Annotated in this window: 21 protein-coding genes; 7 read left to right on the top strand and 14 right to left on the bottom strand. The window is 71.4% G+C overall.

Annotation, left to right across the window (positions count from 1 at the left end):
- Positions 1-177 precede the first annotated feature (177 nt).
- Together ACWD11_RS15975 and ACWD11_RS15970 are read left to right on the top strand one after the other, a co-directional pair.
- Complete coding sequence (locus ACWD11_RS15975) at positions 178-1,188, top strand: acyl-CoA desaturase (RefSeq protein WP_451283518.1); 1,011 nt, start codon at positions 178-180, stop codon at positions 1,186-1,188.
- The gene (locus ACWD11_RS15970) at positions 1,185-1,862 is read left to right on the top strand and encodes a TetR family transcriptional regulator (protein WP_389418314.1); all 678 of its coding nucleotides are present in this window, start codon (positions 1,185-1,187) and stop codon (positions 1,860-1,862) included. The genes ACWD11_RS15975 and ACWD11_RS15970 overlap by 4 nt, the downstream gene beginning before the upstream one ends.
- A 63-nt stretch (positions 1,863-1,925) precedes the next feature.
- Here ACWD11_RS15970 and ACWD11_RS15965 read toward each other — a convergent pair whose 3' ends face one another.
- The gene (locus tag ACWD11_RS15965) at positions 1,926-2,720 is read right to left on the bottom strand and encodes a trans-aconitate 2-methyltransferase (protein WP_451283515.1); all 795 of its coding nucleotides are present in this window, start codon (positions 2,718-2,720) and stop codon (positions 1,926-1,928) included.
- Positions 2,721-2,813: 93 nt separating this feature from the next.
- On the opposite strand from ACWD11_RS15965, the gene tamR reads away from it, so the two are divergent.
- Entirely contained in the window at positions 2,814-3,311 is a 498-nt protein-coding gene (tamR, locus tag ACWD11_RS15960) for a MarR family transcriptional regulator TamR (RefSeq protein ID WP_030941878.1), read from the top strand.
- A gap of 298 nt (positions 3,312-3,609) precedes the next feature.
- On the opposite strand, the gene ACWD11_RS15955 is transcribed toward tamR, so the two are convergent.
- Positions 3,610-4,377 carry a LuxR C-terminal-related transcriptional regulator gene (locus ACWD11_RS15955; RefSeq protein ID WP_389418312.1) on the bottom strand — a complete coding sequence of 256 codons (768 nt, stop codon included), beginning with the start codon at positions 4,375-4,377 and terminating at the stop codon, positions 3,610-3,612.
- Between the two features lie 230 nt (positions 4,378-4,607).
- Between ACWD11_RS15955 and ACWD11_RS15950 the strand changes: the two genes are divergently transcribed.
- Complete coding sequence (locus tag ACWD11_RS15950; protein ID WP_389418311.1) at positions 4,608-5,063, top strand: GNAT family N-acetyltransferase; 456 nt, start codon at positions 4,608-4,610, stop codon at positions 5,061-5,063.
- On the opposite strand, the gene galK is transcribed toward ACWD11_RS15950, so the two are convergent.
- Genes galK through galT form a run of 3 tightly spaced genes read right to left on the bottom strand, consistent with a single transcriptional unit; the run spans position 5,047 to position 8,227 of the window.
- Positions 5,047-6,207, bottom strand: coding sequence for a galactokinase (gene galK, locus ACWD11_RS15945; RefSeq protein WP_451283513.1), 1,161 nt, complete (start codon positions 6,205-6,207; stop codon positions 5,047-5,049). The two genes, ACWD11_RS15950 and galK, sit on opposite strands and share 17 nt — an antisense overlap.
- Positions 6,207-7,169: a UDP-glucose 4-epimerase GalE gene (galE, locus tag ACWD11_RS15940; RefSeq protein ID WP_389418309.1), complete on the bottom strand. Its 963-nt coding sequence runs from the start codon at positions 7,167-7,169 to the stop codon at positions 6,207-6,209. The genes galK and galE overlap by 1 nt, the downstream gene beginning before the upstream one ends.
- Positions 7,166-8,227, bottom strand: coding sequence for a galactose-1-phosphate uridylyltransferase (gene galT, locus ACWD11_RS15935; protein WP_389418308.1), 1,062 nt, complete (start codon positions 8,225-8,227; stop codon positions 7,166-7,168). The genes galE and galT overlap by 4 nt, the downstream gene beginning before the upstream one ends.
- Positions 8,228-8,404: 177 nt before the next feature.
- On the opposite strand from galT, the gene ACWD11_RS15930 reads away from it, so the two are divergent.
- Complete coding sequence (locus tag ACWD11_RS15930; RefSeq protein ID WP_389418307.1) at positions 8,405-10,084, top strand: sodium:solute symporter family protein; 1,680 nt, start codon at positions 8,405-8,407, stop codon at positions 10,082-10,084.
- A gap of 20 nt (positions 10,085-10,104) precedes the next feature.
- On the top strand, positions 10,105-10,422 hold the full coding sequence (locus ACWD11_RS15925) for a hypothetical protein (RefSeq protein ID WP_451283511.1): 318 nt from the start codon (positions 10,105-10,107) through the stop codon (positions 10,420-10,422).
- A 34-nt stretch (positions 10,423-10,456) separates the two neighbouring features.
- Here the strand turns inward: ACWD11_RS15925 and ACWD11_RS15920 are convergent, their stop codons facing one another.
- The 9 genes from ACWD11_RS15920 to rsmI form a co-directional block, all read right to left on the bottom strand.
- Positions 10,457-11,152, bottom strand: a complete 696-nt coding sequence (locus ACWD11_RS15920; protein WP_250077532.1) for a helix-turn-helix transcriptional regulator — start codon at positions 11,150-11,152, stop codon at positions 10,457-10,459.
- A 220-nt stretch (positions 11,153-11,372) separates the two neighbouring features.
- A complete protein-coding gene (locus ACWD11_RS15915; protein WP_451283509.1) occupies positions 11,373-13,208 on the bottom strand; it encodes an outer membrane protein assembly factor BamB family protein in 1,836 nt (611 codons plus the stop codon).
- A gap of 52 nt (positions 13,209-13,260) precedes the next feature.
- Positions 13,261-15,051 (bottom strand): outer membrane protein assembly factor BamB family protein, encoded by a 1,791-nt coding sequence (locus ACWD11_RS15910; RefSeq protein ID WP_389418304.1) that lies wholly within the window; start codon positions 15,049-15,051, stop codon positions 13,261-13,263.
- 204 nt (positions 15,052-15,255) lie between these two features.
- Positions 15,256-17,058: an ABC-F family ATP-binding cassette domain-containing protein gene (locus ACWD11_RS15905; protein ID WP_389418303.1), complete on the bottom strand. Its 1,803-nt coding sequence runs from the start codon at positions 17,056-17,058 to the stop codon at positions 15,256-15,258.
- A gap of 82 nt (positions 17,059-17,140) precedes the next feature.
- On the bottom strand, positions 17,141-18,043 hold the full coding sequence (locus tag ACWD11_RS15900; RefSeq protein WP_389418302.1) for a 4-(cytidine 5'-diphospho)-2-C-methyl-D-erythritol kinase: 903 nt from the start codon (positions 18,041-18,043) through the stop codon (positions 17,141-17,143).
- Entirely contained in the window at positions 18,040-18,915 is an 876-nt protein-coding gene (gene rsmA / locus ACWD11_RS15895; RefSeq protein WP_389418301.1) for a 16S rRNA (adenine(1518)-N(6)/adenine(1519)-N(6))-dimethyltransferase RsmA, read from the bottom strand. The genes ACWD11_RS15900 and rsmA overlap by 4 nt, the downstream gene beginning before the upstream one ends.
- Before the next feature lie 33 nt (positions 18,916-18,948).
- Positions 18,949-20,259, bottom strand: coding sequence for a ubiquitin-like domain-containing protein (locus ACWD11_RS15890; protein ID WP_389418300.1), 1,311 nt, complete (start codon positions 20,257-20,259; stop codon positions 18,949-18,951).
- Between the two features lie 114 nt (positions 20,260-20,373).
- The gene (locus ACWD11_RS15885) at positions 20,374-21,252 is read right to left on the bottom strand and encodes a TatD family hydrolase (RefSeq protein ID WP_451283505.1); all 879 of its coding nucleotides are present in this window, start codon (positions 21,250-21,252) and stop codon (positions 20,374-20,376) included.
- Positions 21,253-21,695: 443 nt separating this feature from the next.
- Positions 21,696-22,538, bottom strand: coding sequence for a 16S rRNA (cytidine(1402)-2'-O)-methyltransferase (rsmI, locus tag ACWD11_RS15880; RefSeq protein WP_451283503.1), 843 nt, complete (start codon positions 22,536-22,538; stop codon positions 21,696-21,698).
- Between the two features lie 62 nt (positions 22,539-22,600).
- On the opposite strand from rsmI, the gene ACWD11_RS15875 reads away from it, so the two are divergent.
- Positions 22,601-24,352 (top strand): dolichyl-phosphate-mannose--protein mannosyltransferase, encoded by a 1,752-nt coding sequence (locus tag ACWD11_RS15875; RefSeq protein ID WP_451283501.1) that lies wholly within the window; start codon positions 22,601-22,603, stop codon positions 24,350-24,352.
- Positions 24,353-24,408 lie beyond the last annotated feature (56 nt).

The following is a 24,408-nucleotide window of genomic DNA, read 5'->3' as shown; positions in this document are numbered from 1 at the left end:
GGATAGGTGGCCGTGCGGACGCGCAGACTCTCGGGCTCTTGCCGCCGGGCGACGCGCTGCCATACTTACGACGCCGTAGGTTACGGAACCGTAAGGACCGTTGTAACGGAACCAGGGAACGGTTCCCGGAACCACCCGGCATCAGCCTCACCACCCACGACCCCACAGGGGACGCCCATGTCCACGAGCTCCGATGTGATCGAAGACGCCCCGCAGGCGAACGACGACACCCCCGTACCCCCCGCCACGCTGGGCGGCGAGAAGAAGGGGTCGCTCGAACAGTTCGCGCTGCTCCTCTTCATCGTCGTCCCGTTCCTGGCACTGGCCGCCGCGGTGCCGCTGGCCTGGGGCTGGGGTGTGAGCTGGCTCGACCTCGGTCTGCTGATCTTCTTCTACTACTTCGCCTGCCACGGTGTGACGATCGGTTACCACCGCTACTTCACCCACGGCTCCTTCAAGGCCAAGCGCCCGCTGCGCATCGCGCTCGCCATCGCCGGCTCGATGGCGGTCGAGGGCCCGCTGGTCCGCTGGGTCGCCGACCACCGCAAGCACCACAAGTTCTCCGACGCGGAGGGCGACCCGCACTCCCCGTGGCGCTACGGGGAGACCCTTCCGGCGCTGATGAAGGGCCTGTGGTGGGCGCACATCGGCTGGATGTTCGACGAGGAGCGCACCCCGCAGGAGAAGTACGCCCCCGACCTGATCAAGGACCGGGCGATCCGCACGATCTCCCGGCACTTCCTCTACTGGACGATCCTGTCGCTGGCCCTGCCCGCCCTGATCGGCGGCCTGGTGACGATGTCCTGGTGGGGCGCGTTCACGGGCTTCTTCTGGGGCTCGCTGGTCCGGGTGGCGCTGCTGCACCACGTGACCTGGTCGATCAACTCCATCTGCCACGCGGTCGGCAAGCGGCCCTTCAAGTCGCGGGACCGCTCGGGCAACGTGTGGTGGCTGGCGGTCCTGTCCTGCGGCGAGTCCTGGCACAACCTGCACCACGCCGACCCGACCTCGGCGCGGCACGGAGTGATGCGCGGGCAGGTGGACTCCTCCGCGCGGCTCATCCGCTGGTTCGAGCAGGCGGGCTGGGCGTACGACGTCCGCTGGCCGTCACGCTCGCGTATCGATTCCCGCCGGAACGCCGCGGATGACGGCTCCCGGCGGGGGGCGGATGCCGCCAAGGCGGCATGATTGACGCTGTGGCGACCGACTCCAGCAATACCCCGAGCAACGAGAAGCCGCGGCGCGCGCGCCGTACCCGGATGACCGGTGCGGAGCGTCGCCAGCAACTGCTGGAGATCGGTCGCACCCTCTTCGCCGAGAAGGGCTTCGAGGCCACGTCGGTGGAGGAGATCGCGGCGAAGGCCGGGGTCTCCAAGCCGGTGGTGTACGAGCACTTCGGCGGCAAGGAGGGCCTGTACGCGGTGGTGGTGGACCGTGAGATGCGCCGCCTGCTGGACATGGTCACCAGTTCCCTGACGGCGGGCCACCCCAGGGAACTGTGCGAACAGGCGGCGTTCGCCCTCCTGGACTACATCGAGGAGTACACGGACGGCTTCCGCATCCTGGTCCGCGACTCCCCCATCCCCCAGTCCACGGGCTCCTTCGCCTCCCTGATCTCGGACATCGCCACCCAGGTGGAGGACATCCTCGGCCGGGAGTTCAAGAGCCGGGGCTTCGACCCCAAACTGGCCCCCCTCTACGCCCAGGCCCTGGTCGGCATGGTCGCCCTGACCGGCCAGTGGTGGCTGGATGTGCGCCGCCCGAAGAAGGCGGAGGTGGCGGCCCATCTGGTGAACCTGGCCTGGCACGGCCTGGACGGCCTGGAGGCCAAGCCCCACCTGATAGGCCGCCGCAAGGCCTAGCGGCGCCGTGCGCCCGGAGCGGGGCGCCCTAGGTCTCGATCTCGGTGACACAGAGGGCGGTGATCATCGGACCTCCTTGCGGGCCACGGCGAAGATCCGGCGGAACGGGAACAGCGTGCCGTGCGGCCCCGCCGGATAGGCCGCGCGCAGGGCCGCCCGGTACTCGGCGAGGAGCGCCTCCGTGGCCTCGGGATCATCGGCGAGAGCCGTCAGCACGGGCCTGAGACCGGTGCCCTTCACCCAGTCCAGGACCGGGTCCTCGCCGGACAGGAGAGGAATGTACGTCGTCTCCCAGGCGTCGACCGTGCAGCCGAGGGCGGTCAGCCGCTCCAGGTAGGCCGCGGGCGTGAGCACCGCGTCACCGTGGCGCAGGGTGCCGTCCAGGCCGTGCCGGTCGGCCAGCTCACGCATCAGACGGTGGCTCGGGGAGTCGAAGTTCCCGGGGACCTGGAAGGCGAAGGTGCCACCGGGCGCGAGTGCGTCGATCCAGTCGCCGAAGCGGTCCGCGTGGCCGGGGATCCACTGCAGAGCGGCATTGCTGACGATGAGGTCGTACGGCTCCGTGGGCGTCCAGGTCCGGATGTCGGCGTGGGCGAAGTCGAGGCGGGGGCCTGCGTGGGCCCGGGCGTGGGCGAGCATCTCCGGGGAGTTGTCGTAGCCGGTGACGCGGGCGGTGGGCCAGCGCTCGGTGAGGACGGCGGTGACGTTGCCCGGTCCGCACCCGAGGTCGGCGATGCGGGGGGCGTCGCCGGGCAGGTCGGTGACCTGGGCGAGCAGATCGGCGAAGGGGCGGGCGCGGTGGCCGGCGTGACGCAGGTACTGCGCGGGGTCCCAGGTAGGGGCGGCGGCAGCGGACATGGCGGGGCCTCCTGTCTGTCGTACTCCAGCCTGCACCGGAGGTATCTTGACGTCAAGAGACTTCACGTCGACACAACCACTACACTGATCGTCATGGAGGACGAGGTCGATCGGCTGGTCGCGGCGTGGCGTCGGGAGCGCCCGGACCTCGACGTGGAACCGCTGGAAGTGCTCAGCCGTGTCAGCAGGCTGGCCCGGCACCTGGACCGGGCGCGCCGGCTGGCCTTCGCCGAGCACAGCCTGGAGCCGTGGGAGTTCGATGTGCTCACCGCGCTCAGGCGCGCGGGCACGCCGTATCAGCTCTCCCCCGGCCAGTTGCTGACGCAGACCCTGGTGACCTCCGGCACGATGACCAACCGCATCGACCGGCTGGCGAAGAAGGGCCTGGTGGAGCGGCTCCCCGACCCCAGCGACCGCCGGGGCGTACTGGTCCGGCTCACCGACGAGGGCCGCGACCGGGCGGACCAGGCCCTGGCCGGCCTGCTGGACCAGGAGCGCGCGATCCTGGCGGAGCTCTCCCGAGCCCAGCGAGGTGAACTGGCGGGGCTGCTGCGCCAGTTGACGGCCCCGTTCGACAACATCCCGGGCTAGACGCTCCGCTGGAAGAGCCGCGCACAATGTGGGGCCGCCGTGGCAGTGCGCGGCCGAACCGCACTCCGCCAGCCGCGCCCCGAACCCACCACATCCCCGGCCGGACGCTCCTCGGCAACAGCCGCGATACAGCGCGGCCGCCATAGCTGCCCGCGCCCGCGCGGCCACACCCCACCCACCACAACCCGCGCCCACCACATCCCCGGTCAGAGGCTCCGCGACGCGGTGTGCCGCTGCCATGGCCGGGCGCGTCGGGGCGGCGGAGGCGCACATCGTCACAGCCCCGCGCTCCGGCCCGTCACGCCAGTTGACCGCCCCGTGCCACCACATCCGCCGTCAGGTCCACCGGGCCCACCCCCGCGCGGCGGGCGAGCGCGACCGCGGCCAGAGTGCTGTGGACGCCCAGTTTGCCCAGGACGTTCTGCATGTGGGTGCGGACGGTGTGCGGGGACAGGTACAGGCGCTCGGCGACCGCCTTGCGCCCCAGGCCCGCCACCATGCACCGCAGGACCTCCCGCTCGCGCGGGGTCAGCGACTCCACCAGCCGCTCGCTCTCGGTGCGGTGCTTGCGCGCGGCCGTCAACTCGCGCAGCACGCCGGTGAGCAGGGCCGGCGGAAGATGCGTCTCCTCGCGCAGCACCCCGCGGATGACGGTCAGCAGCCGGGACAGCGAGCAGTCCTTGGCCACCCACCCCGACGCCCCGGCCTGGAGCGCCAGCGCCGCCCGCCGCGGGTCGTCCTTCTCGGCGAGCACCACGATCCGCACACCGGGCTGCGCGGTCCGCACCCCGGCGACCAGGGAGATGCCGTCGACCAGACCGTCCTCCCCCACCTCCTGGACCGGCACGGCGGGCCGTATGCCCGGTGCCACGCCCCCCAGATCGGCGTCGACGAGCAGGACGTCGTACCGGCGCCCCTCGGCGGCGGCGCGCTCCAGGCTGCGCAGCGCGGCCGGACCGCTGCCCGCGGCGGAGACGTCGACGTCGGGCTCGGCGGCCAGGGCGGCGGCGAGCGACTCGGCGAAGATACGGTGGTCGTCGACGACCAGGACTCGGATGCGAACCACTGATACCCCCACTGGTCCGGAGTACGAAGACCGGCGCGGGTACGACACCCAGGGGTGGTCGCAGAGCCGCACGGCCGCCGCCGTGCAGAAACTGTTACCCCCATCGCGGGCGTCGTACCCGACTGTCTCGCCCCCTGATCAGCACCGGCCCCCACCGGCGCTGTTCATCAGAGTACGGGCGGGGGCCGGGAGCGGAAGGCAATTTGCAGAACTGGCCCGTTCACACGTTTATGGTGAGCCGCATGTTCCGAATGGTGACAGAAGTCGACAAAGAGCGGCGCGATCTTCTTCGCGCCCGGCTGCGGGAGACCAACACCGCGGCCTCCCCGGTCATCAACGCGCTGCGCGGAACCCCCGGTGAGCGTGAACTGCCGCTCCACATCTGGATGCTGGACAGCGAGGGCGGCCTGGCCGGCGGCCTCGTCGGGCACACCTGGGCGACCTGGCTCCATGTGACGTACCTCTGGGTCGACGCACGGCATCGCGGGGCGGGGCTCGGTTCGCGGCTGCTCGCCGAGGCGGAGCGGCTGGCGCGCGAGGAGCGGGGCTGTGCCGCCGTACGCCTGGAGACCTGGGACTTCCAGGCGCCGGAGTTCTACCGGCGGCTGGGGTACGAGGTGGTGTGCGTGATCCCCGACTATCCGCCGGGGATCACGGAGTTCACGCTGGTCAAGCGGCTGGGCTGAGGCGGCGGGCGCCCGCCGCGGGCACCGCCTCGAAGACGCGCGGGGCCGTGAAGGCGGCTGCCGCGAACGCCTCCTGGACCGCCTTGGTGATGGTGTCCACGTCCGCCGCCTCGGCCAGCACGATCGCCGAGCCGCCGAAGCCGCCGCCGGTCATCCGGGCGCCCAGGGCGCCGGCCGCGAGGGCGGTGTCGACGACCAGGTCCAGCTCGGGGCAGGAGATCCGGAAGTCGTCGCGCAGCGAGGCGTGGCCCGCCACCAGCACCGGCCCGATCGCACGGGTGTCGCCGGACTCCAGCAGCGACACGACGCGCTCCACCCGCTGGTTCTCCGTCACGATGTGCCGGACCAGGCGGACGATCTCCTCCTCGTCGCCGAGGCGTTCCAGCGCCGCGTCCAGCCCGTCGTACGGCACGTCCCTGAGCGCGTCGACGCCGAGCAGTGCCGCACCCTTCTCGCAGCCCGCGCGGCGCTTGCCGTACTCGCCCTCGTTGTGGGCGTGCTTGACGCGGGTGTCGACCACGAGCAGGCGCATGCCCTCGGCCGCCAGGTCGAAGGGGATCTGCTTCTGGGCGAGGTCCCGGGTGTCGAGGAACAGCGCGTGTCCCTCCTCGCAGCAGGCCGAGGCCGTCTGGTCCATGATCCCGGTGGGGGCGCCGACGTAGACGTTCTCGGCGCGCTGGCACAGCCGGGCCAGCTGCCACCGCGGGAGCCCGAGGTCGTACAGGTCGTTGAGCGCCAGGGCGATCACGACCTCCAGGGCCGCCGAGGAGGACAGGCCCGCGCCCGCCGGGACCGTCGAGGCGAGGTGGACGTCCGCGCCGGTGACCGGGTGCCCGGCCTCGCGCAGGGCCCAGACGACCCCGGCCGGGTACGCCGTCCAGTTCCGGTCGCTCTCCGGCGCGAGGTCGGCCAGGCGCAGCTCCACCACTCCGCCGTCGATGTCCGCCGAGTGCAGGCGCAGGACGCCGTCCGTGCGCCGGGAGACGGCCGCGACGGCCGTGTGCGGCAGCGCGAAGGGCATCACGAAGCCGTCGTTGTAGTCGGTGTGCTCACCGATGAGGTTGACGCGGCCGGGCGCCGACCAGACTCCTTCCGGGCCGGTTCCGTAGAGCTCGACGAAACGGTCCCGCACCTGCTGCCCCACTACTGCTCCCTTGTGATCTTCTGCGCGAACTCCCAGGCGTCCGCGACGATCCCCGCGAGGTCGGCGCGCGACGGGTTCCAGCCCAGCTTCTCCCGGGCGGTGGCGGCGGACGCCACCAGGACCGCCGGGTCGCCGCCCCGGCGCGGGGCCACGATCTCGGGGATCGGGTGCCCCGTCACCTTGCGGACCGTCTCGATGACCTCGCGCACCGAGAAGCCGTTGCCGTTGCCGAGGTTGCAGATCAGGTGCTCGCCGGGCCGGGCGGCCCGGACGGCGAGCAGGTGGGCGTCGGCCAGGTCCGCGACGTGGATGTAGTCCCGCACGCAGGTGCCGTCCGGCGTCGGATAGTCGTCGCCGAAGACCGAGATGGCGTCCCGGCGGCCCTGTGCCACCTGGAGGACCAGCGGGATCAGGTGCGACTCGGGGTCGTGGCGCTCGCCGAACTCGCCGTAGGCGCCCGCCACGTTGAAGTAGCGCAGCGACACCGCGGCCAGGCCGTGGGCGACCGCCTCACTGGTGATCATGTGGTCGACGGCGAGCTTCGAGGCGCCGTACGGGTTGGTCGGCTCGGTCGCCGCGGTCTCGGTGATCGGGACCTGCGCCGGCTCGCCGTAGGTGGCCGCCGTGGAGGAGAAGACCAGCTTGCGCACGCCCGCCTCGCGCATGGCACCGAGCAGGGCCATGCTGCCGCCGACGTTGTTCTCCCAGTACTTCTCCGGCCGTACGACCGACTCGCCGACCTGGGAGGAGGCCGCGAAGTGCAGCACGGCCTCGTAGGAGGGGTCCAGCCACTTGCCGGCGTCGCGGATGTCGCCCTCGACGAAGACGGCGCCCGCGGGCACGCCCTCGCGGAAACCGGTGGAGAGGTCGTCGAGCACGGTGACCTCGTGGCCCGCCTCCAGCAGATGCTGGGCGACCACACTGCCGACGTAACCCGCGCCACCGGTGACCAGGTACTTCATGAACTCGCTACCTCTCGCAGTCGCTCGGCCGCGCGCTCCGGCGGCACGTCGTTGATGAACACGCTCATGCCGGACTCGGAACCCGCGAGAAACTTCAGCTTGCCGGAGGTGCGGCGGATGGTGAAAAGCTCGAGGTGCAGCGCGAAGTCGTCGCGGACGACACCGTCGAACTCCTCCAGCGCGCCGAACGGCGCCTGGTGCCAGGCGGCGATGTAGGGCGTCACAGGCTCCGCCTCACCGAAGATCCGGTCGAAGCGCTTCAAGAGTTCCAGATAAACCTGGGGGAATTCTGAGCGCGCGTCCTCGTCGAGCCCCAGCAGATCCGGCACCCGGCGGCGCGGGTACAGGTGGACCTCGTACGGCCAGTGCGCGGTGTAGGGCACGAAGGCGACCCAGTGTTCACTCGCGAGGACTACGCGCTCGTCGGCGAGTTCACGCTCCAGGACGGCGTCGAAGAGGTTCTGGCCGCCGGTGGCCTCCTTGTGCTGGGCGACCTGGCGCAGCATCAGCGCGGTGCGTGGGGTGGTGAAGGGGTAGGCGTAGATCTGCCCGTGCGGATGCCCGAGGGTCACCCCGATCTCGGCGCCACGGTTCTCGAAGCAGAACACCTGCTCGACGGAGGGCAGATGGGACAGCTCCGAGGTGCGGTCGGTCCAGGCGTCCAGCACGAGACGCGCCTGCTCCTCGGTGAGTTCGGCGAAGGAGGCGTTGTGGTCGGAGGTGAAGCAGACCACCTCGCAGCGGCCGGAGTCACCGGCCAGCGAGGGGAAACGGTTCTCGAACACCACGACGTCGTAGGAGGAGTCCGGGATCTCGCTGAGCCGGTCGCCCTGCGAGGGGCACAGCGGGCACTCGTCGGCCGGCGGGTGGTAGGTGCGGCCCTGCCGGTGCGAGGCGATGGCGACCGCGTCGCCGAGCAGCGGATCGCGCCGGACCTCGGAGGTGGTGACGGTGCGCTCCAACGGCCGCCGGTCCACCGCGTCCCGCACGCCGTCGTCGCGCAGGTCGTAGTAGATCAGCTCGCGACCGTCGGCCAGTCGGGTCGAGGTCTTCTTCACGCCGGACTCCCTATTCGAGCCACACACTCATCAAACAGAACTCAACACATCGAAACACGACTCCCCTCAACCGTCAACATCACAATCCAACAAAGACGACCATCCGAAGTGTTCAATTACTGAACGCGGAGGCGTAGGTTCCGCTACGGATCAGTTCGCGCAACGAAGCGAGTACGCATGGAAACCCCCACATATCTGGCCGCCGAGCTACGGCTCCCCACCAACTGGCTCGACTACACGATCCTCGGCATCTACTTCGTCGTCGTCCTGGGCATCGGCTTCGCGGCCCGCCGCTCGGTGAAGACGAGCCTCGACTTCTTCCTCTCGGGGCGCTCCCTGCCCGCCTGGATCACCGGTCTGGCGTTCATCTCCGCCAACCTCGCCGCCACCGAGATCCTCGGCATGGCCGCCAACAGCGCGCAGTACGGCGCCTACACCGTGCACTGGTACTGGATCGGCGCCATCCCCGCGATGGTGTTCCTGGGCCTGGTGATGATGCCCTTCTACTACACCAGCAGAGTGCGTTCGGTCCCCGAGATGCTGCTGCTGCGCTTCGACAAGTGGGCGCATCTGCTGAGTTCGGCTCTGTTCGCTTTCGCCGCCATCCTGATCTCCGGCGTGAACCTGTACGCCCTCGCCATCGTGGTCGAGGCGCTGCTGGGCTGGCCGCAGTGGGTGGCGATCGTGGTCGCCGGTGCCTTCGTGCTGGCGTACATCACGCTGGGCGGTCTGTCGTCGGCGATCTACAACGAGGTGCTGCAGTTCTTCGTGATCCTCGCGGCGCTCATCCCGCTCGTCGTGCTGAGCCTGAAGAAGGCGGGCGGCTGGGACGGCCTGACCGACACGCTCACCAAGTCCCAGGGCGCGGACTTCACCACCGCCTGGGGCGGCACCGGCATCGGCAGCGACAACCCGCTGGGCGCCAACTGGCTGACGATCGTGCTGGGTCTCGGCTTCGTGCTGTCCTTCGGCTACTGGACGACGAACTTCGCGGAGGTCCAGCGCGCGCTGTCGGCGAAGAACCTCAGCGCGGCCCAGCGCACCCCGCTGATCGCCGCGTTCCCGAAGATCTTCATCGTCTTCCTGGTGATGATCCCCGGGCTCGCGGCGGCGGCCCTGGTCCCGGGCTTCGGCACGGCGGAGTCGGGCTACCAGTACAACGACGCCATCCCGTACCTGATGGAACAGCTGCTGCCCAACGGCGTGCTGGGCATCGCGGTGACCGGCCTGCTGGCGGCCTTCATGGCGGGCATGGCGGCCAACGTCTCGTCCTTCAACACGGTATTCACCAACGACATCTGGGCGCGGTACGTGGTCAAGGGCCGCGAGGACGGCTACTACGTCGGCTTCGGCCGCCTGATCACGGTGATCGGCGTCTGCGCGTCGGTGGGCACGGCGTTCCTGGCCTCGTCCTTCTCGAACATCATGAGCTACCTCCAGACCCTGTTCTCCTTCTTCAACGTGCCGATGTTCGTCGTCTTCATCGTCGGCATGTTCTGGAAGCGGGCGTCCGCGAAGTCCGGCTTCTGGGGCCTGCTCGCGGGCACGCTCGCCGCGATGGTGAACTACTTCTGGATCTACAAGCAGGGCATCGTCGACATCCCCACCGACCAGGGCGCCAACTTCGTCTCGGCGATCGTCGGCTTCGTGGCCGGCGGGGTCGTCATGGTCGCCGTCTCGATGTTCACCGCCCCGAAGCCGGCGGAGGAACTCGCGGGCCTGGTCTACGGCACCCGCTCGCCCGGCATGTCCGAGGCACCGGCCGAGGGCGACGACGCCTGGTACCGCAAGCCGGCCCTGCTGGGCTGGGGCGCGATCGTGCTCGCGGCCGCCTGCTACATCCCGTTCTCGTTCTGACGCGGGAGGATTGAGAGACCATGTCTGACCACCACGGATACTCCGAGAAGGACGTCCAGCGGGAGGTCTCCGAGCTGGAGGCCCAGTCCGCCACCGCGGCCCGCATCTTCGACCTGCGCCGCATCATCGGCGGCGTCTTCGTCGTCTACGGCGTGATCGTCACGATCGCCGGCATCAACCCCTCGGACGCCACCCTGGACAAGGCCGAGGGCATCAACATCAACCTCTGGACCGGCCTGGGCATGCTGCTCCTCGGCATCTTCTTCCTGACCTGGCTGAAGCTGCGGCCCACGCCGCCGCCGACGCCGGCGGAGGCGCCCGAGGACGAGCGGAAGTAATCGGCACGGGGGTGCCCACGCGGGCATCCCCGTCTCAGGCCTCCGGTGACGGTGACGAGGGCGGCAGCGGTCCCGCCCGGTCCAGCAGGCCCGTGCGGGCCGCCAGGGCCGCTGCTTCCAGGCGGGAGCCGACGCCCAGCTTCATCAGGACCCGCTGCACATGGGTGCGGGCCGTTGACGGAGCGATGCCCATGCCCGCCGCGATCAGGCGGGTGTCCTCGCCGTCGGCTACGCGGACCAGGACCTCCACCTCCCTCGGGGTGAGCATCTGGAGCAGGCGCTGGCCCTCGTCGTCCGGCTGGGCCGCCGGGTTGAGCAGCTCGCTGAAGGCACCTTGGAGCAGTTGCGGGGCCACCGCGGCCTCCCCCGCCCTCGCCTTCATGATCGCCCGTTCCACTCCCTCGATGCGCTCGTCGTGCCGTACATAACCCGACGCTCCCGCCGCGAACGCCGCCGCGATCCCCCGCGGACTGGGCACCGGGCCCAGGACCAGCACCGCCACCTGCGGGCGTTCCCGCTTGATCTTCACCACCGGGTCGAACATCCCCGGCTCGGCCGGTGTCGCCGTACCCAGCAGGCACACCTCCGGCGCCCTGGTGATCACCAGCTCCGCCGCCCCCGCGGCCGGTGCCGCCGCGGCCAGCACCCGGTGCCCCCGCAGCTTCAGGGCCGAGGCCAGCGCCTCGGCGAGCAATCGGTGGTCGTCGACCACCATGAGCCGAACTCCCATCGAGCAACCCCCCAGATCCCCACACGTCCCCACCCACACGTCCCCGGGCGCACCCCCGGGGATGCCCCCGGAAGCTACACGCTTGTTCGACGTTGCGCTCCCCCTACTGGAGAGATGTGCCCCGGATCGCCGAAATTCCTCGCATTCGCGGGTGATGAGCGGTACGTGCACGGCCCCGCCCCTGAACAGGGACGGGGCCGTGCCACAGGCGTTCGATCGGCTACTTCGCGCCGAAGCCGATCACCAGGTACTCCTCCTCGCCGGTGCTGCCGAGCTCGCTGGCGAAGACGTCCGACATGAACAGCCGGCCCTGGCCGTACAGGATCTCGGCGTAGTCGGGCAGCATGCTGCGCTCCACGTCCATCACCGATTCCGTGGCCGGGTTCTCCATCAGCTTCGTCTCCTTGAAGGAGCCGCCGTCGAGGGACACGACCTGGCCGCCCTTGTCGTACGGGCCGCGCTTGTACGCGATCAGGTTCGGGCCGTCCATGCGCAGCGGCACGAGCTCGTAGTTGTCCCCGGCGTCGGCCCGCTGGCCGGTCGGCTTGCCGGTGGCCAGGTCGAAGGAGACGATCTCGTTGGTGTCGCTGTACTCGGCGGTGCCGTCGCGCTTCTCGGTCGGCAGGTAGAGCCGGTCGTTGCCCACGGCGAGCTGACGGCACTCCTCGACCTTGGTGATGCCGTCGCAGCTGGCGTTGTACTGCTCGCCCGGCGCGGAGATGCGGGTGCGCAGCTTGCCGGTCTTGTTGTCGATGGAGAAGAAGTCCGAGATACCGCTGCCGTCCCCGGCCGCGTCGCCCACGTCGGCGGCCACCACCAGCGGCTCGGTGGAGACGACGCTGGCGTACTCGATGCCCGTGTCCATCTTGTACTCCGAGATCACCTTCCCGGACTTCGGGTCGATGTTCTGGATGCTCAGCTCACGGTCGCCGTACTGACCGCACTTGCGCACCGCCACCAGCTTGGGGCCGCCCGCGTAACCGGCGTCGTAGCAGGTGTCGGTCGCCTTGGGTGCCCAGAGCTGGTCGCCGGTGGCGATGTCGAAGGCGGCGCCGCCGCTGGTGCTGCCGGCGGCGACGGTGCTCGCGCTGACCGTGACGTTGTCGAAGCTGATCGGCTGGGTGCCGCTCTCGACCGTCTTGGTCCACAGCTTCTTGCCCGCGTCGAGGTCGATCGCCGAGACCTGGCTGCAGCCGTGGGACGGGTCGGCCTTGGTGGGCATCTTCGGCTGGTAGGTGATCGCCGTCTTGTTGTCCTCGGTGGCGTGGTTGCTGCCCTGGCAGACGGGGCCGGGGAGCTCGATCGTCCACAGCTTCGTGCCCTTGTCGGGGTCGTAGCCGACGACCTCGGCGACGCCGCTCTTGGCGTACACCGTGTCGGTGAGCCAGGAGCCGACCGTGGGGATGGTCCGGTCGTCCTTCACCTCGGGGGCCGGGACCTGGAAGAGCACCTTGGAGTTGGGGTCGGCGGGCACCTTCTCCGTCGCCTTGCCGGCCGCGGTGCCGCCCGTGCCGCCGGTGTCGCCGCCCTTGTCACCGCCACCGCCGGTGCCGCCGCTGGAGCTCGCGGTGTCGTCCTTGCCGCCGTCCTCGCCGGAGGACGAGGCGTACCAGACGCCGCCGCCGATGATCAGGGCGATCGCCACGACTGCGGCCACGATGATGGCCATCTGCGCGTTGATCTTCCGTCCGCCGCCCGGCTGTCCCGGCTGCGGATGCATCGGCATGGTCGGCTGACCGGGATAGCCGTAGCCGGGCTGCTGGCCGTAGGGCGGGGTCGGCGGCTGGCCGTACGCCGGCTGCTGGCCGTACGCCGGGGTGGCGGGCTGGCCGGGGTAGCCGTAGCCCGCGGGCTGCTGGGGATAGCCGTAGCCCTGCGGGGGCGTCGGCGGCGGCTGCTGCGGTGCCTGGGGGGCGCCGAAGCCGGGCTGCTGGGCGGGCTGTTGGGGCTGCTGCGGCGCGCCGAAGCCGGGCTGCTGCGGCGGCTGGTCCTCGGGCGGGCCGAAACCGCCGCCCGACGGGGGCTGGTTGGGCGGCGGAGGCGGGGGCTGGGTCATGGTGTGGCTACCTCGGGAAGGGGGACGACTGGGAACGGGACGCGGGAGCGGCTCACTTGCCGAAGGCGAGCATCAGCTTCTCCTCCGTCTCGTCGCTGCCGGACAGGCGCGTGGTCGACAGATAGAAGCGGCCGTCGATCCAGTCGTAGGTCCCGGAGTAGAAGCTGTCCTCGATGTCGGCCGTGCCCGCCGGGTTCTGCAGCAGCTTCACCGGCTTGTGGCTGCTGCCCGTGACCGGGATCGACACGACCTGGCCGCCCGACTCCCAGGACGGCTTGACGTAGGCGATGAGCTTGCCGCCCTCGACCTTCAGCGGCAGCATCGACTCCTCCGCCGGTGACTTCACGCGCCACTTCTCCTTGCCGCTGGCGAGGCTGATCGCGACGATCTCGTTGGCGCCGGTGGTGGCCTCGGTGGGCAGGTACAGCGTCGAGGCGTCGGCGGCCACGCCCTGGCAGCCGCGCAGGTCACGCTGGAGGACGGCCCAGCCGCACTCGGGGGAGAAGCTGTCGTCGACGTCGACCTGGGACTTGATGGAGCCGCCGGAGCCCAGCGTGGAGATGTTCCACGCGTTCTTCTTCTCGTTGGTGCTGTAGACGACGACCGGGTTCAGGGAGTAGATCCGCTCGGCCCTCCAGCCCTTGTCGGGCTTCCAGGTCCACTTGGCCTTGCCGGTCTTCGGGTCGAGCTCCTGGACCTCGTCGTGCTCGTTGTCGCCGCCCGCGCCGCAGGACGAGACGGCGATCAGCTTCTCGCCGCCCGCGAAGGCGGCCGGGAAGCAGGCGTCGCCGTACTTCTTCTTGTCCCAGAGCTTCTTGCCGGTGGTGACGTCGTACGCCGTGCCGGACTGCGAGCGGCCCACCATCAGCGTGTTGCCGGTGATGGACATCTCGATCTGGAGGGTGCTGTCGAAGAGTTCGCCGTCGGCGACCTCGCCCTGCCAGCCCTTCTCGCCGGTGTTCAGGTCGAGTTCCTGGAGCTGGTTGCACTCGGCGCGGTCGCTGGCGCCGCTCATGTACGCGATGACGACCTTGTCGTCGGCCGTCTTCTCCGGGGTGACCGCGCAGATCTTCTGCGGGAAGGTGATCGGGTCCCAGGCCGGGACGCCGTCGCCGACGCTGTAGGCGAAGACCTGCTTGTACGCGGCCTTCACCGCCGTCTTGTCGGTGATCCACAGGCCGGGGGCGTCGGCACCGGAACCGGGCGCGTCCGGCGCCTCCTTGTACCAGAGCACCTTCGCCTCACCGGCCTTGCGGCCCTCGTTGAGGTTCTCCGGGTCCTCGCCGCCGTCGCCGCTGCCGTCCCCGGGGTTGACCGGGTCGTCGGAGGCCTTGGGGTCGTCGCTCCGCTGCGCGACCGGCTTCTTCTTCTTGCCGCCGTCGTCGTCACCGCCGGCCACCGCGAACACGGTGCCGCCGACGACGAGCAGCGCCACCACCGCGGCACCGATGACGAGCGCGGGCTTGCCCTTGAAGGGGTTGCGGGAGCCGCCGGGCGGGGTGGGCGCGCCGGGGTACTGGGGCTGCTGCGGGTAGCCGTACCCGGGCTGCTGGCCGTAGGCGCCCGGCTGCTGCGGCTGGCCGTAGGGACCCGGCTGCCCGTAGGGGCCCGGCTGCTGGGCGTACGGGCCCGGCTGGGCGTACGGGCCGGGCTGCTGGGGTGCCTGCGGGTAGCCGTAACCGGGCTGGGGCCCGGCGGGCGGCGGGCCCTGCGGGGGCGGGGGCGTCTGAGGCGGGCCCTGGGGTGGCGGCGGGGTCCCCGGCGCGCCGAAGCCGCCCTGCGGCGGCGGGTCCTGCGGCGCGCCGAAACCGCCGTGCGGCGGCTGGTTGGGCGGCTGGCTCATCAGCGGTTTCCCCCTTGTGACCGATGTGGCGCCGCGCTCTGTGGCGCTGCGTTTCCGCCACACCCGTTGTATTCAGACGGTTCTCAGACCGCCTCTTTCTATCACTCGGCACCGACAACCCACCGGGCCGGTGAACGCCTGTTCCCAAGGGACGACCGGCTCGTGATACCGCCGTTACGCGCCTTCACGCGCCCTTCACGCCGCTTACGCGTCCTCCGCCAGCTCCAGCCAGCGCAGCTCCAGCTCCTCGCGCTGTCCGGCCAAGTCCCGCAGCTCGGCGTCGAGTTCCGCCACTTTCGCGAAGTTGGTGGAGTTCTCGGCCATTTGGGCGTGCAGCTTGGTCTCCTTCTCGGTGACCTTGTCGAGCTGGCGCTCGATCTTCTGCAACTCCTTCTTGGCGGCGCGCTGGTCGGCGGCGCTCCGGTCGGGGGCGGCCTTCTCGACGACGGGCGCCGCGGCGGCGGCCGCCTCCTCCATCCGCCGGCGCCGCTCGATGTACTCGTCGATGCCGCGCGGCAGCATCCGCAGGGTGGCGTCACCGAGCAGGGCGAAGACCCGGTCGGTGGTGCGCTCGACGAAGAACCGGTCGTGGGAGATGACGATCATCGAGCCGGGCCAGCCGTCGAGGACGTCCTCCAGCTGGGTCAGGGTCTCGATGTCGAGGTCGTTGGTGGGCTCGTCGAGGAAGAGGACGTTCGGCTCGTCCATCAGCAGCCGCAGCAGCTGCAGCCGGCGCCGCTCACCGCCGGACAGGTCGCCGACCGGCGTCCACTGCTTCTCCTTGTTGAAGCCGAACGTCTCGCACAGCTGCCCGGCCGTCATCTCGCGCCCCTTGCCGAGGTCGACCCGCTCCCGCACCTGCTGCACGGCCTCCAGCACCCGCAGGGTCGGGGCGAGTTCGGCGACCTCCTGGGAGAGGTAGGCGAGCTTGACGGTCCGGCCCACGGAGATCCGGCCGCCCGCGGGCTGCGCCTCCCCCTCGGTGCGGGCCGCCTCCGCCATCGCGCGCAGCAGCGAGGTCTTCCCGGCGCCGTTGACGCCGACGAGACCGATCCGGTCACCCGGGCCGAGCTGCCAGGTGAGGTGCTTGAGCAGCACCTTGGGACCGGCCTGGACGGTCACGTCCTCCAGGTCGAAGACGGTCTTGCCGAGCCGCGAGGAGGCGAACTTCATCAGCTCACTGGTGTCCCGGGGCGGCGGCACGTCCTTGATGAGCTCGTTGGCGGCCTCCACCCGGAAGCGCGGCTTGGACGTGCGCGCGGGGGCGCCGCGTCGCAGCCAGGCCAGCTCCTTGCGGACCAGGTTCTGCCGCTTGGTCTCCTCGGTGGCGGCGATGCGCTCCCGCTCGGCCCGCGCGAAGACGTAGTCGGAGTAGCCGCCCTCGTACTCGAAGACGTCGCCCTTCTGCACGTCCCACATGCGCGTGCACACCTGGTCCAGGAACCAGCGGTCGTGGGTCACGCACACCAGCGCGGACCGGCGCTCGCGCAGGTGCTGGGCGAGCCAGGAGATGCCCTCGACGTCGAGGTGGTTGGTCGGCTCGTCGAGGACGATCAGGTCCTGTTCGTCGATGAGCAGCTTGGCGAGCGCGATACGGCGGCGCTCGCCACCGGAGAGCGGCCCGATCACGGTGTCCAGGCCCTGCGGGAACCCGGGCAGGTCGAGGCCGCCGAAGAGGCCGGTGAGCACGTCCCTGATCTTGGCGTTGCCCGCCCACTCGTGGTCCGCCAGGTCCCGGATGACCTCGTGCCGCACGGTGGCGGCCGGGTCGAGGGAGTCGTGCTGGGTGAGCACGCCGAGGCGCAGCCCGCCGGAGTGCGTGACGCGGCCGGTGTCGGCCTCCTCCAGCTTGGCCAGCATCCGGATCAGGGTCGTCTTGCCGTCGCCGTTGCGGCCGACCACCCCGATCCGGTCCCCTTCGGACACGCCGAGGGAGACGCCGTCGAGCAGGGCACGGGTGCCGTACACCTTGCTGACGTTCTCGACATTGACCAGATTGACGGCCATTACTCTCCTGCCCAGGGGGATCGATCGACCCTCCAGGGTAGTCGTCGCGCCGGGCCCGCGGACCCGGTGTCCGGCGACGCCCCTACGCGGAGACCACGGTGGCGCCCGGCGCCGGGCCCGTGGCCACCCGTACCGCCCGGCAGGTACCGGACGAGCGCAGCGACTCGGCCACCTTCAGCGCCGCCTCCGGATCCCGCGCGAGGAAGGCCGTCGTGGGGCCCGAGCCGGAGACCAGCGCGGCCAGCGCCCCGGCCGTGCGGCCCGCGGCGAGGGTGCCGGCCAGCTCGGGGAAGAGGGAGAGCGCGGCGGGCTGGAGGTCGTTGGAGACGGCCGCGGCGAGCGCGTCGGGGTCGCCCTCGGCGAGCGCGCCGAGGAGGTCCTCGGAGGCGACCGGCGCGGGGATGTCCCGCCCCTCGGCGAGCCGGTCGAACTCACGGAAGACGGCCGGCGTCGACAGCCCGCGCGAGGCCATGGCGAACACCCAGTGGAAGGTGCCGCCGGTCTCCAGCGCGCGCAGCTTCTCGCCCCGTCCGGTGCCGAGTGCGGCCCCGCCGACCAGGCTGAACGGCACATCGCTGCCCAACTCGGCGCAGATGTCGAGGAGTTCGTCCCGGGAGGCGCCCGTGCCCCACAGCGCGTCGCAGGCGAGCAGGGCGCCCGCGCCGTCCGCGCTGCCACCCGCCATGCCGCCGGCGACGGGGATGTCCTTGGCGATGTGCAGCCGCACGTCGGGGCTGATGCCGTAGCGCGCGGCGAGCGCCTCGGCGGCCCGCACGGCGAGGTTCGTACCGTCCAGGGGGACCTGGACGGCGTCGGGCCCCGTGCAGGTGACGCGCGGGCCGCCCGCCGACGCGGTGACGGTGACCTCGTCGTACAGGCCGACCGCGAGGAAGACGTTGGCGAGGTCGTGGAAGCCGTCGGGGCGGGCGGCCCCCACCGCGAGCTGGACGTTGACCTTGGCGGGGACGCGGACGGTGACGCTCACTGGGGACCGGACTCCTTGTGCTCGGCGATCCGCGCGAACTCCTCGACCGTCAGGGCCTCTCCGCGCGCCTGCGGGGAGACGCCCGCCGCGACGAGCGCCGCCTCGGCGGCCGGCGCGGACCCGGCCCAGCCCGCGAGCGCGGCCCTGAGCGTCTTGCGCCGCTGCGCGAAGGCGGCGTCGACGACGGCGAACACCTCCTTCTTGGAGGCGGTGGTCTTCACGGGCTCACCGCGGCGGACGAGCGACACCAGCCCGCTGTCCACGTTCGGGGCCGGCCAGAAGACCTTGCGGCCGATCGCTCCGGCCCGCTTGACCTCGGCGTACCAGTTCGCCTTCACGGAGGGCACGCCGTACACCTTCGAGCCGGGCGCCGCGGCGAGCCGGTCGGCGACCTCCGCCTGCACCATCACGAGGGTGCGCTCGATGCTCGGGAAGGTGTCGAGCATGTGCAGCAGCACGGGTACGGCGACGTTGTACGGCAGGTTCGCCACCAGCGCGGTCGGGGCGGGGCCCGGCAGCCCGGTGACGTGCATCGCGTCGGAGTGGACCAGCGCGAACCGGTCGGCGCGGTCGGGCATCCGGGCGGCGACGGTGGCGGGCAGCGCGCCCGCGAGGACGTCGTCGATCTCCACGGCGGTGACCCGGTCGGCCACCTCAAGCAGCGCGAGCGTGAGCGAACCGAGCCCGGGCCCGACCTCCACGACCACGTCGTCGGGCCGCACGTCCGCGGTGCGGACGATGCGGCGCACGGTGTTCGCGTCGATCACGAAGTTCTGACCACGCTGCTTGGTGGGCCGCACGCCGAGCACGTCCGCGAGTTCACGGATGTCGGCGGGGCCCAGAAGGGCGTCGGGGGTGGGGCTGCTGCTCACGGGACAAGGGTACGGGCCGGGAAGCGGGCGCCCTCACCCCTGCAGCCGCGCCCCGCAGTGCGGCCAGGGGCTCGCCCCGCGCTGGACGTACAGCTTCTTCGCGCGCAGGGTCTGCTCCGCGGCCGGTGCGTCCTGGGGCCGTCCGCTGCCGCCGAGGCTCCGCCAGGTCTGCGTGTCGAACTGGTACAGGCCCCCGTACGTCCCCGACGGATCCACCGCCTGGGGGCGCCCGCCCGACTCGCACGCCGCAAGGCCCTGCCAGTTCAGGTGGTCCGCCCCCCGCACGGACGTCGGCATGGGCTTCGTCCCCACCTTCACCACCTGGGTCCGGGGCTCGCGCACCACCTCGCTGCCGAGGCGCCGCGGCTTCTGCCGGACGCCGTTGACGGTGACCAGGGAGTACGTGACCCGGCGCAGCCCGGGCTGCCCGGCGCGCTCGACGACCTCGGTGCCCCGGAACAGCGAGGGGTCCTCGCTGCGCCTGACGTCGAAGGGGATCTCCTCCTCGCGGACCTCTTTCGTGCCGGTGATCCGCAGCACGGTCACCGTCTGCCCGTCGCGCGGGAAGCTCCCGGGCGGCACGGAGGTGGCGTCCCGTCCGCGCAGGGTGATCCCGGCCTCCTCGACGACCTCCCGGACGGTCGCCGCGTTGGTGCGTACGGTACGGGCCCGGCCGTCCGCCATGATCGTCACGGAGCGCTCGGTGCGCACGTCGAGCGCGAGCCCCGCCCGGCCGATCCGCGTGGAGCGCGCGGCGGACAGATAGGCCCCCTCCGCCCGCACCCCCCACTGCCCGAGCGCCTCCTCGACGGTGCGTGCCGTCGTCCACACCTCGCGCCGCTGTCCGTCGACCGTGAGCCGCACGGGGCGCCCGTAGCGCACCGCGACCTCGTCGCCGCTGCTGAGTTCCGTCCCGGGGGCGGGGGCGACCACGTCGTGCGCCCCGACCTCCACCCCCTCCTGGGCGAGCAGTTCGGTGACGTCGTCGGCGAAGGTGTGCAGGGTGCGCGGGCGGCCGTCGACGTTCAGCTCGATCGCCTTGTCCTTGGCGACGAAGGCGGTGGTGCCGCCCGCCAGGAACGCGACCACCAGCGCCTGCGGCAGCAGCCGGCGCACGGAGCCGTCCGCACTCCCCTGGTAGCGGCCCTTGCGCCGACGCGTGCCCCGCCGTACCGGAGCGGCTCGCACCACCGGCGCGAGCGCCTCCTCTTCGGGCACCCACGGCTCGTACGGTCCGGCCACCCCGTACGCCAGCGTCTCCGCGCTGTGCAGATCACCGGGGGGCGCGTCGAATCCGCCGTACGCCTGCGGCGGGTACGTCTCGTACTGCGACCTGCTGCTCACGTCGCCACGCTCCAGTGGGCCAGAGGGGTCCCGATCGGGCCCCCAGAACCTAGCGGAGCGAGTGTCACTCTCCAAAGCGACGCGACTACACACCGTCGCGAGCCGGTAGGGGTGTCAGTAGCCGAAGGCGCGGGCGGTGTTGGCGCCGAGGGCCGTCGCCAGCGCGTCCTCGTCGATCCCGCGCACCGCGGCCATCGCGCGCACCGTGACCGGAATGAGATAGGGGGCGTTGGGCCGTCCGCGGTAGGGCGCCGGCGTCAGGAAGGGGGCGTCGGTCTCCACCAGCAGCAGCTCCAGCGGGGCCACGGCCACCGCGTCCCGCAGGTTCTGGGCGTTTTTGAAGGTGACGTTGCCGGCGAAGGACATGAAGTATCCGGCCGCGGCGCAGATCTCCGCCATCTCGGCGTCACCGGAGTAGCAGTGGAAGACGGTCCGCTCCGGCGCGCCCTCCTCCTTCAGCACCCGCAGGACGTCCGCGTGCGCGTCGCGGTCGTGGATGACCAGCGCCTTGCCGTGCCGCTTGGCCATCTCGATGTGGGCGCGGAAGGAGCGCTCCTGCGCCTCCTTGCCCTCGTCACCGGTGCGGAAGTGGTCGAGGCCCGTCTCGCCGACGGCCTTCACGTGCTCCAGCGCGGCCAGCCGGTCGATCTCGGCGAGCGCCGCGTCGAGCCCGGCGTCGCCGCCCGGTTCGCGGGCCCCCTGCCGGGACCAGCCGTCGGGGTCGCCGTGGACGATGCGCGGCGCCTCGTTGGGGTGCAGGGCGACCGCCGCGTGCACCTCCGGGAACGCGGCCGCCGTGTCCGCGGCCCACTGCGAGCCGCGTACGTCGCAGCCGACCTGCACGACCGTCGTCACCCCGACCGACGCGGCCTTGGCGAGCCCTTCCTCCACGGTGCCGGACTGCATGTCGAGGTGGGTGTGGGAGTCGGCGACCGGCACCCGGAGCGGTTCCGGGAGCGGCGGCGCCGCGTTCTTGTCGCTGGAGGAAGGCATGCCCCGATCCTACGAAAGGGGGCACCGGCGACTCTCGGCCACCACCACGTCAGCGGCTCTCGGCCGCCACCACCGCATCAGCGGCTAGGCCCGTCATCACCCCGTCAGCGACTCCAGACCGCCACCACCTCGCCAGCGGCTCTTGACCTCGGCCGGCCGACGACCAGGCCAAGATCCGCGGCTTCCGCGTCGAACCGGCCGAAATCGAGTCCGCGCCCACCGCCCATCCCACGGCCCGCCACCCCCACCAGCAAGCCCAGACCCCCCCCACCACGTCAGCGGTTCCAGACCGCCCCCACCCCGCCAGCGGCTCCAGGCCCGCCACCACCCCGCCAGCGGCTGCAGGCCCGTCATCACCCCGCCAGCGACTCCAGACCGTCACCACCCCGCCAGCGAACCCAGACCGCCCTCACCCCGCCAGCAAGCCCAGCCCCCCGCCCCCGTCAGCGGCTCTTGGCCGCCACCACCGCGTCGAAGACGACCCGCTTGGGCAGGCCCGCCTCCGCCGCCACCGCCGCGATGGCCTCCTTGCGCCGTTCGCCCGCCTCCTCGCGCACCCGCACCCGGCGCACCAGTTCCTCGGGGCCGATCTCCTCGGGTCCCTTCTCCGGCGCGCCCTCCACGACCACGGTGATCTCGCCACGCACGCCCTCGGCCGCCCATGCGGCCAGCTCCGCCAGCGGGCCGCGCTTGACCTCCTCGTAGGTCTTGGTCAGCTCCCGGCACACCGCGGCCCGCCGCTCCTCGCCGAAGACGGACGCCATCGCGGCGAGGGTGTCGTCGAGGCGGTGCGGGGCCTCGAAGTAGACGAGCGTGCGCCGCTCCTCGGCGACCTCCCGCAGCCGCGAGAACCGCTCGCCCGCCTTGCGCGGCAGGAACCCCTCGAAGCAGAACCGGTCCACGGGCAGCCCGGACAGCGCGAGCGCGGTGAGCACGGCGGACGGCCCGGGCACGGCGGTGACCTTGATGTCCCGCTCGACCGCCGCGGCGACCAGCCGGTACCCGGGGTCGGACACCGACGGCATCCCCGCGTCGGTGACGAGCAGCACCCGCGCGCCGCCCAGCAGTTCGTCGACGAGTTCGGGGGTCCGGGCGGACTCGTTGCCCTCGAAGTAGGACAGGACCCGCCCCTTGGGCGTGACGCCGAGCGCCTGGGTCAGCCGGCGCAGCCGCCGGGTGTCCTCGGCCGCGACGACGTCGGCGCCGGCGAGTTCCGCGGCGAGCCGGGGCGGGGCGTCGGTGATGTCGCCGATCGGGGTGCCTGCCAAAACAAGGGTTCCTGTCACGTTTCCATCCTCGCAGGCGCCATGCGCGGGACTCCCACAGAAGGGTTCCCTACGATGGCGCGGTGACCAGTACAGCGTCGTCCATGGACTCCACGGACACCCGGCAGGGCCAGGCGCCGCACGACCAGCGGCCCTCGTGGCAGCAGCGGCTGCGCCGATTCGGATACTCGGCGGGGGCCAGAGCCGACGTCCGCGACCGCCTGGTGCCGCCGTACGTGCAGCCCAGTCCGCGGCTGTGGGCGGTGCTCGGGCTGCCGCCGACGCTCGCCGACCGGCTGGTGCGCTGGTCGGGCTGGGGCGGTCCGCTGCTGATCACGCTGTTCGCCGGCGTGCTGCGGTTCTGGAACCTGGGCAGCCCGAAGGCGGTGATATTCGACGAGACGTACTACGCCAAGGACGCCTGGACGCTCGTCCACCGCGGCTTCGAGGTCAACTGGGACAAGAACGCCAACGACCTGGTCCTGTCCATGGGCGACAAGGTCCAGCTCCCGTCGGACGCGGCGTACGTCGTGCACCCGCCGGTCGGCAAGTACGTCATCGGGCTCGGCGAGCTGATGTTCGGGTTCGACCCGTTCGGCTGGCGGTTCATGACCGCGCTGCTCGGCACGCTGTCCGTGCTGATGCTGTGCCGCATCGGCCGCCGGATCTTCCGCTCCACCTTCCTGGGCTGCCTCGCGGGCGCCCTGATGGCGGTGGACGGACTGCACTTCGTGATGAGCCGCACCGCGCTGCTCGACGGCGTGCTGATGTTCTTCGTGCTGGCCGCGTTCGGCTGTCTGGTCATCGACCGCGACAAGGCGCGCGAGAAACTCGCCGCCGCCCTGCCCGCGGACGCCGACGGCCGGGTCCGCCCGGACGCGCACCTCGCCGAGACCCTGCGCCTGGGATGGCGCCCCTGGCGCTGGACGGCCGGCCTGATGCTGGGCCTGGCCATCGGCACCAAGTGGAACGGCCTGTACATCCTGGCCGCGTTCGGCCTGCTGACGGTCCTGTGGGACGTCGGTTCCCGCAAGGTGGCGGGCGCCCGCCGCCCGCATGCGGCGGTGCTCAAGCATGACCTGGGCTTCGCGTTCCTGGCCACCGTGCCGGTCGCGGTCCTCACGTACATCGTGTCCTGGACCGGCTGGATCCTCTCCCCCGCCGACGGCTCCGGCGGCTACTACCGCAACTGGGCCGCCACCGACGGCAAGAACAGCGACTGGTCGTGGCTCTTCCCGGACTGGTGGCGCAGCCTGTGGCACTACGAGTCCCAGGTGTACGACTTCCATGTCGGCCTGTCCTCGCCGCACACGTACGAGTCCAACCCGTGGAGCTGGCTCGTCACCGGCCGCCCGGTCTCGTACTTCTACGAGTCCCCCGCGCCCGGCAAGGACGGCTGCCCGGTCGACGCGGGCGAGAAATGCGCGCGCGAGGTGCTGGCGATCGGCACGCCGCTGCTGTGGTGGGTGGCCGCGTTCGCGGTGCTGTACGTGCTGTGGCGCTGGTTCTTCCGCCGCGACTGGCGGGCTGGCGCCATCGCCTGTGGCATCGCGGCCGGTTATCTGCCCTGGTTCATGTACCAGGAGCGGACGATCTTCTTCTTCTACGCCGTGGTGTTCCTGCCCTTCCTGTGCCTGGCCGTCGCGATGCTGCTCGGCGCGATCGTCGGACCGCCGAAGTCGAGCGAGACCCGCCGGGTGGCGGGGGCGACCGGCGCGGGCGTGCTGGTGCTGCTGATCGCCTGGAACTTCATCTATTTCTGGCCGATCTTCACCGGCACCGCCATCCCCATCGACGACTGGCGTTCCCGCATGTGGCTGGATACCTGGGTATAGCAACAATCCGGGAACACCCGCCCCCGCTGTCACACCCTGCCTTTACAGTGCGAAGA

The organism is Streptomyces sp. NPDC002776 (assembly GCF_053592195.1).
This window is presented reverse-complemented; position numbering and strand designations above follow the sequence as displayed.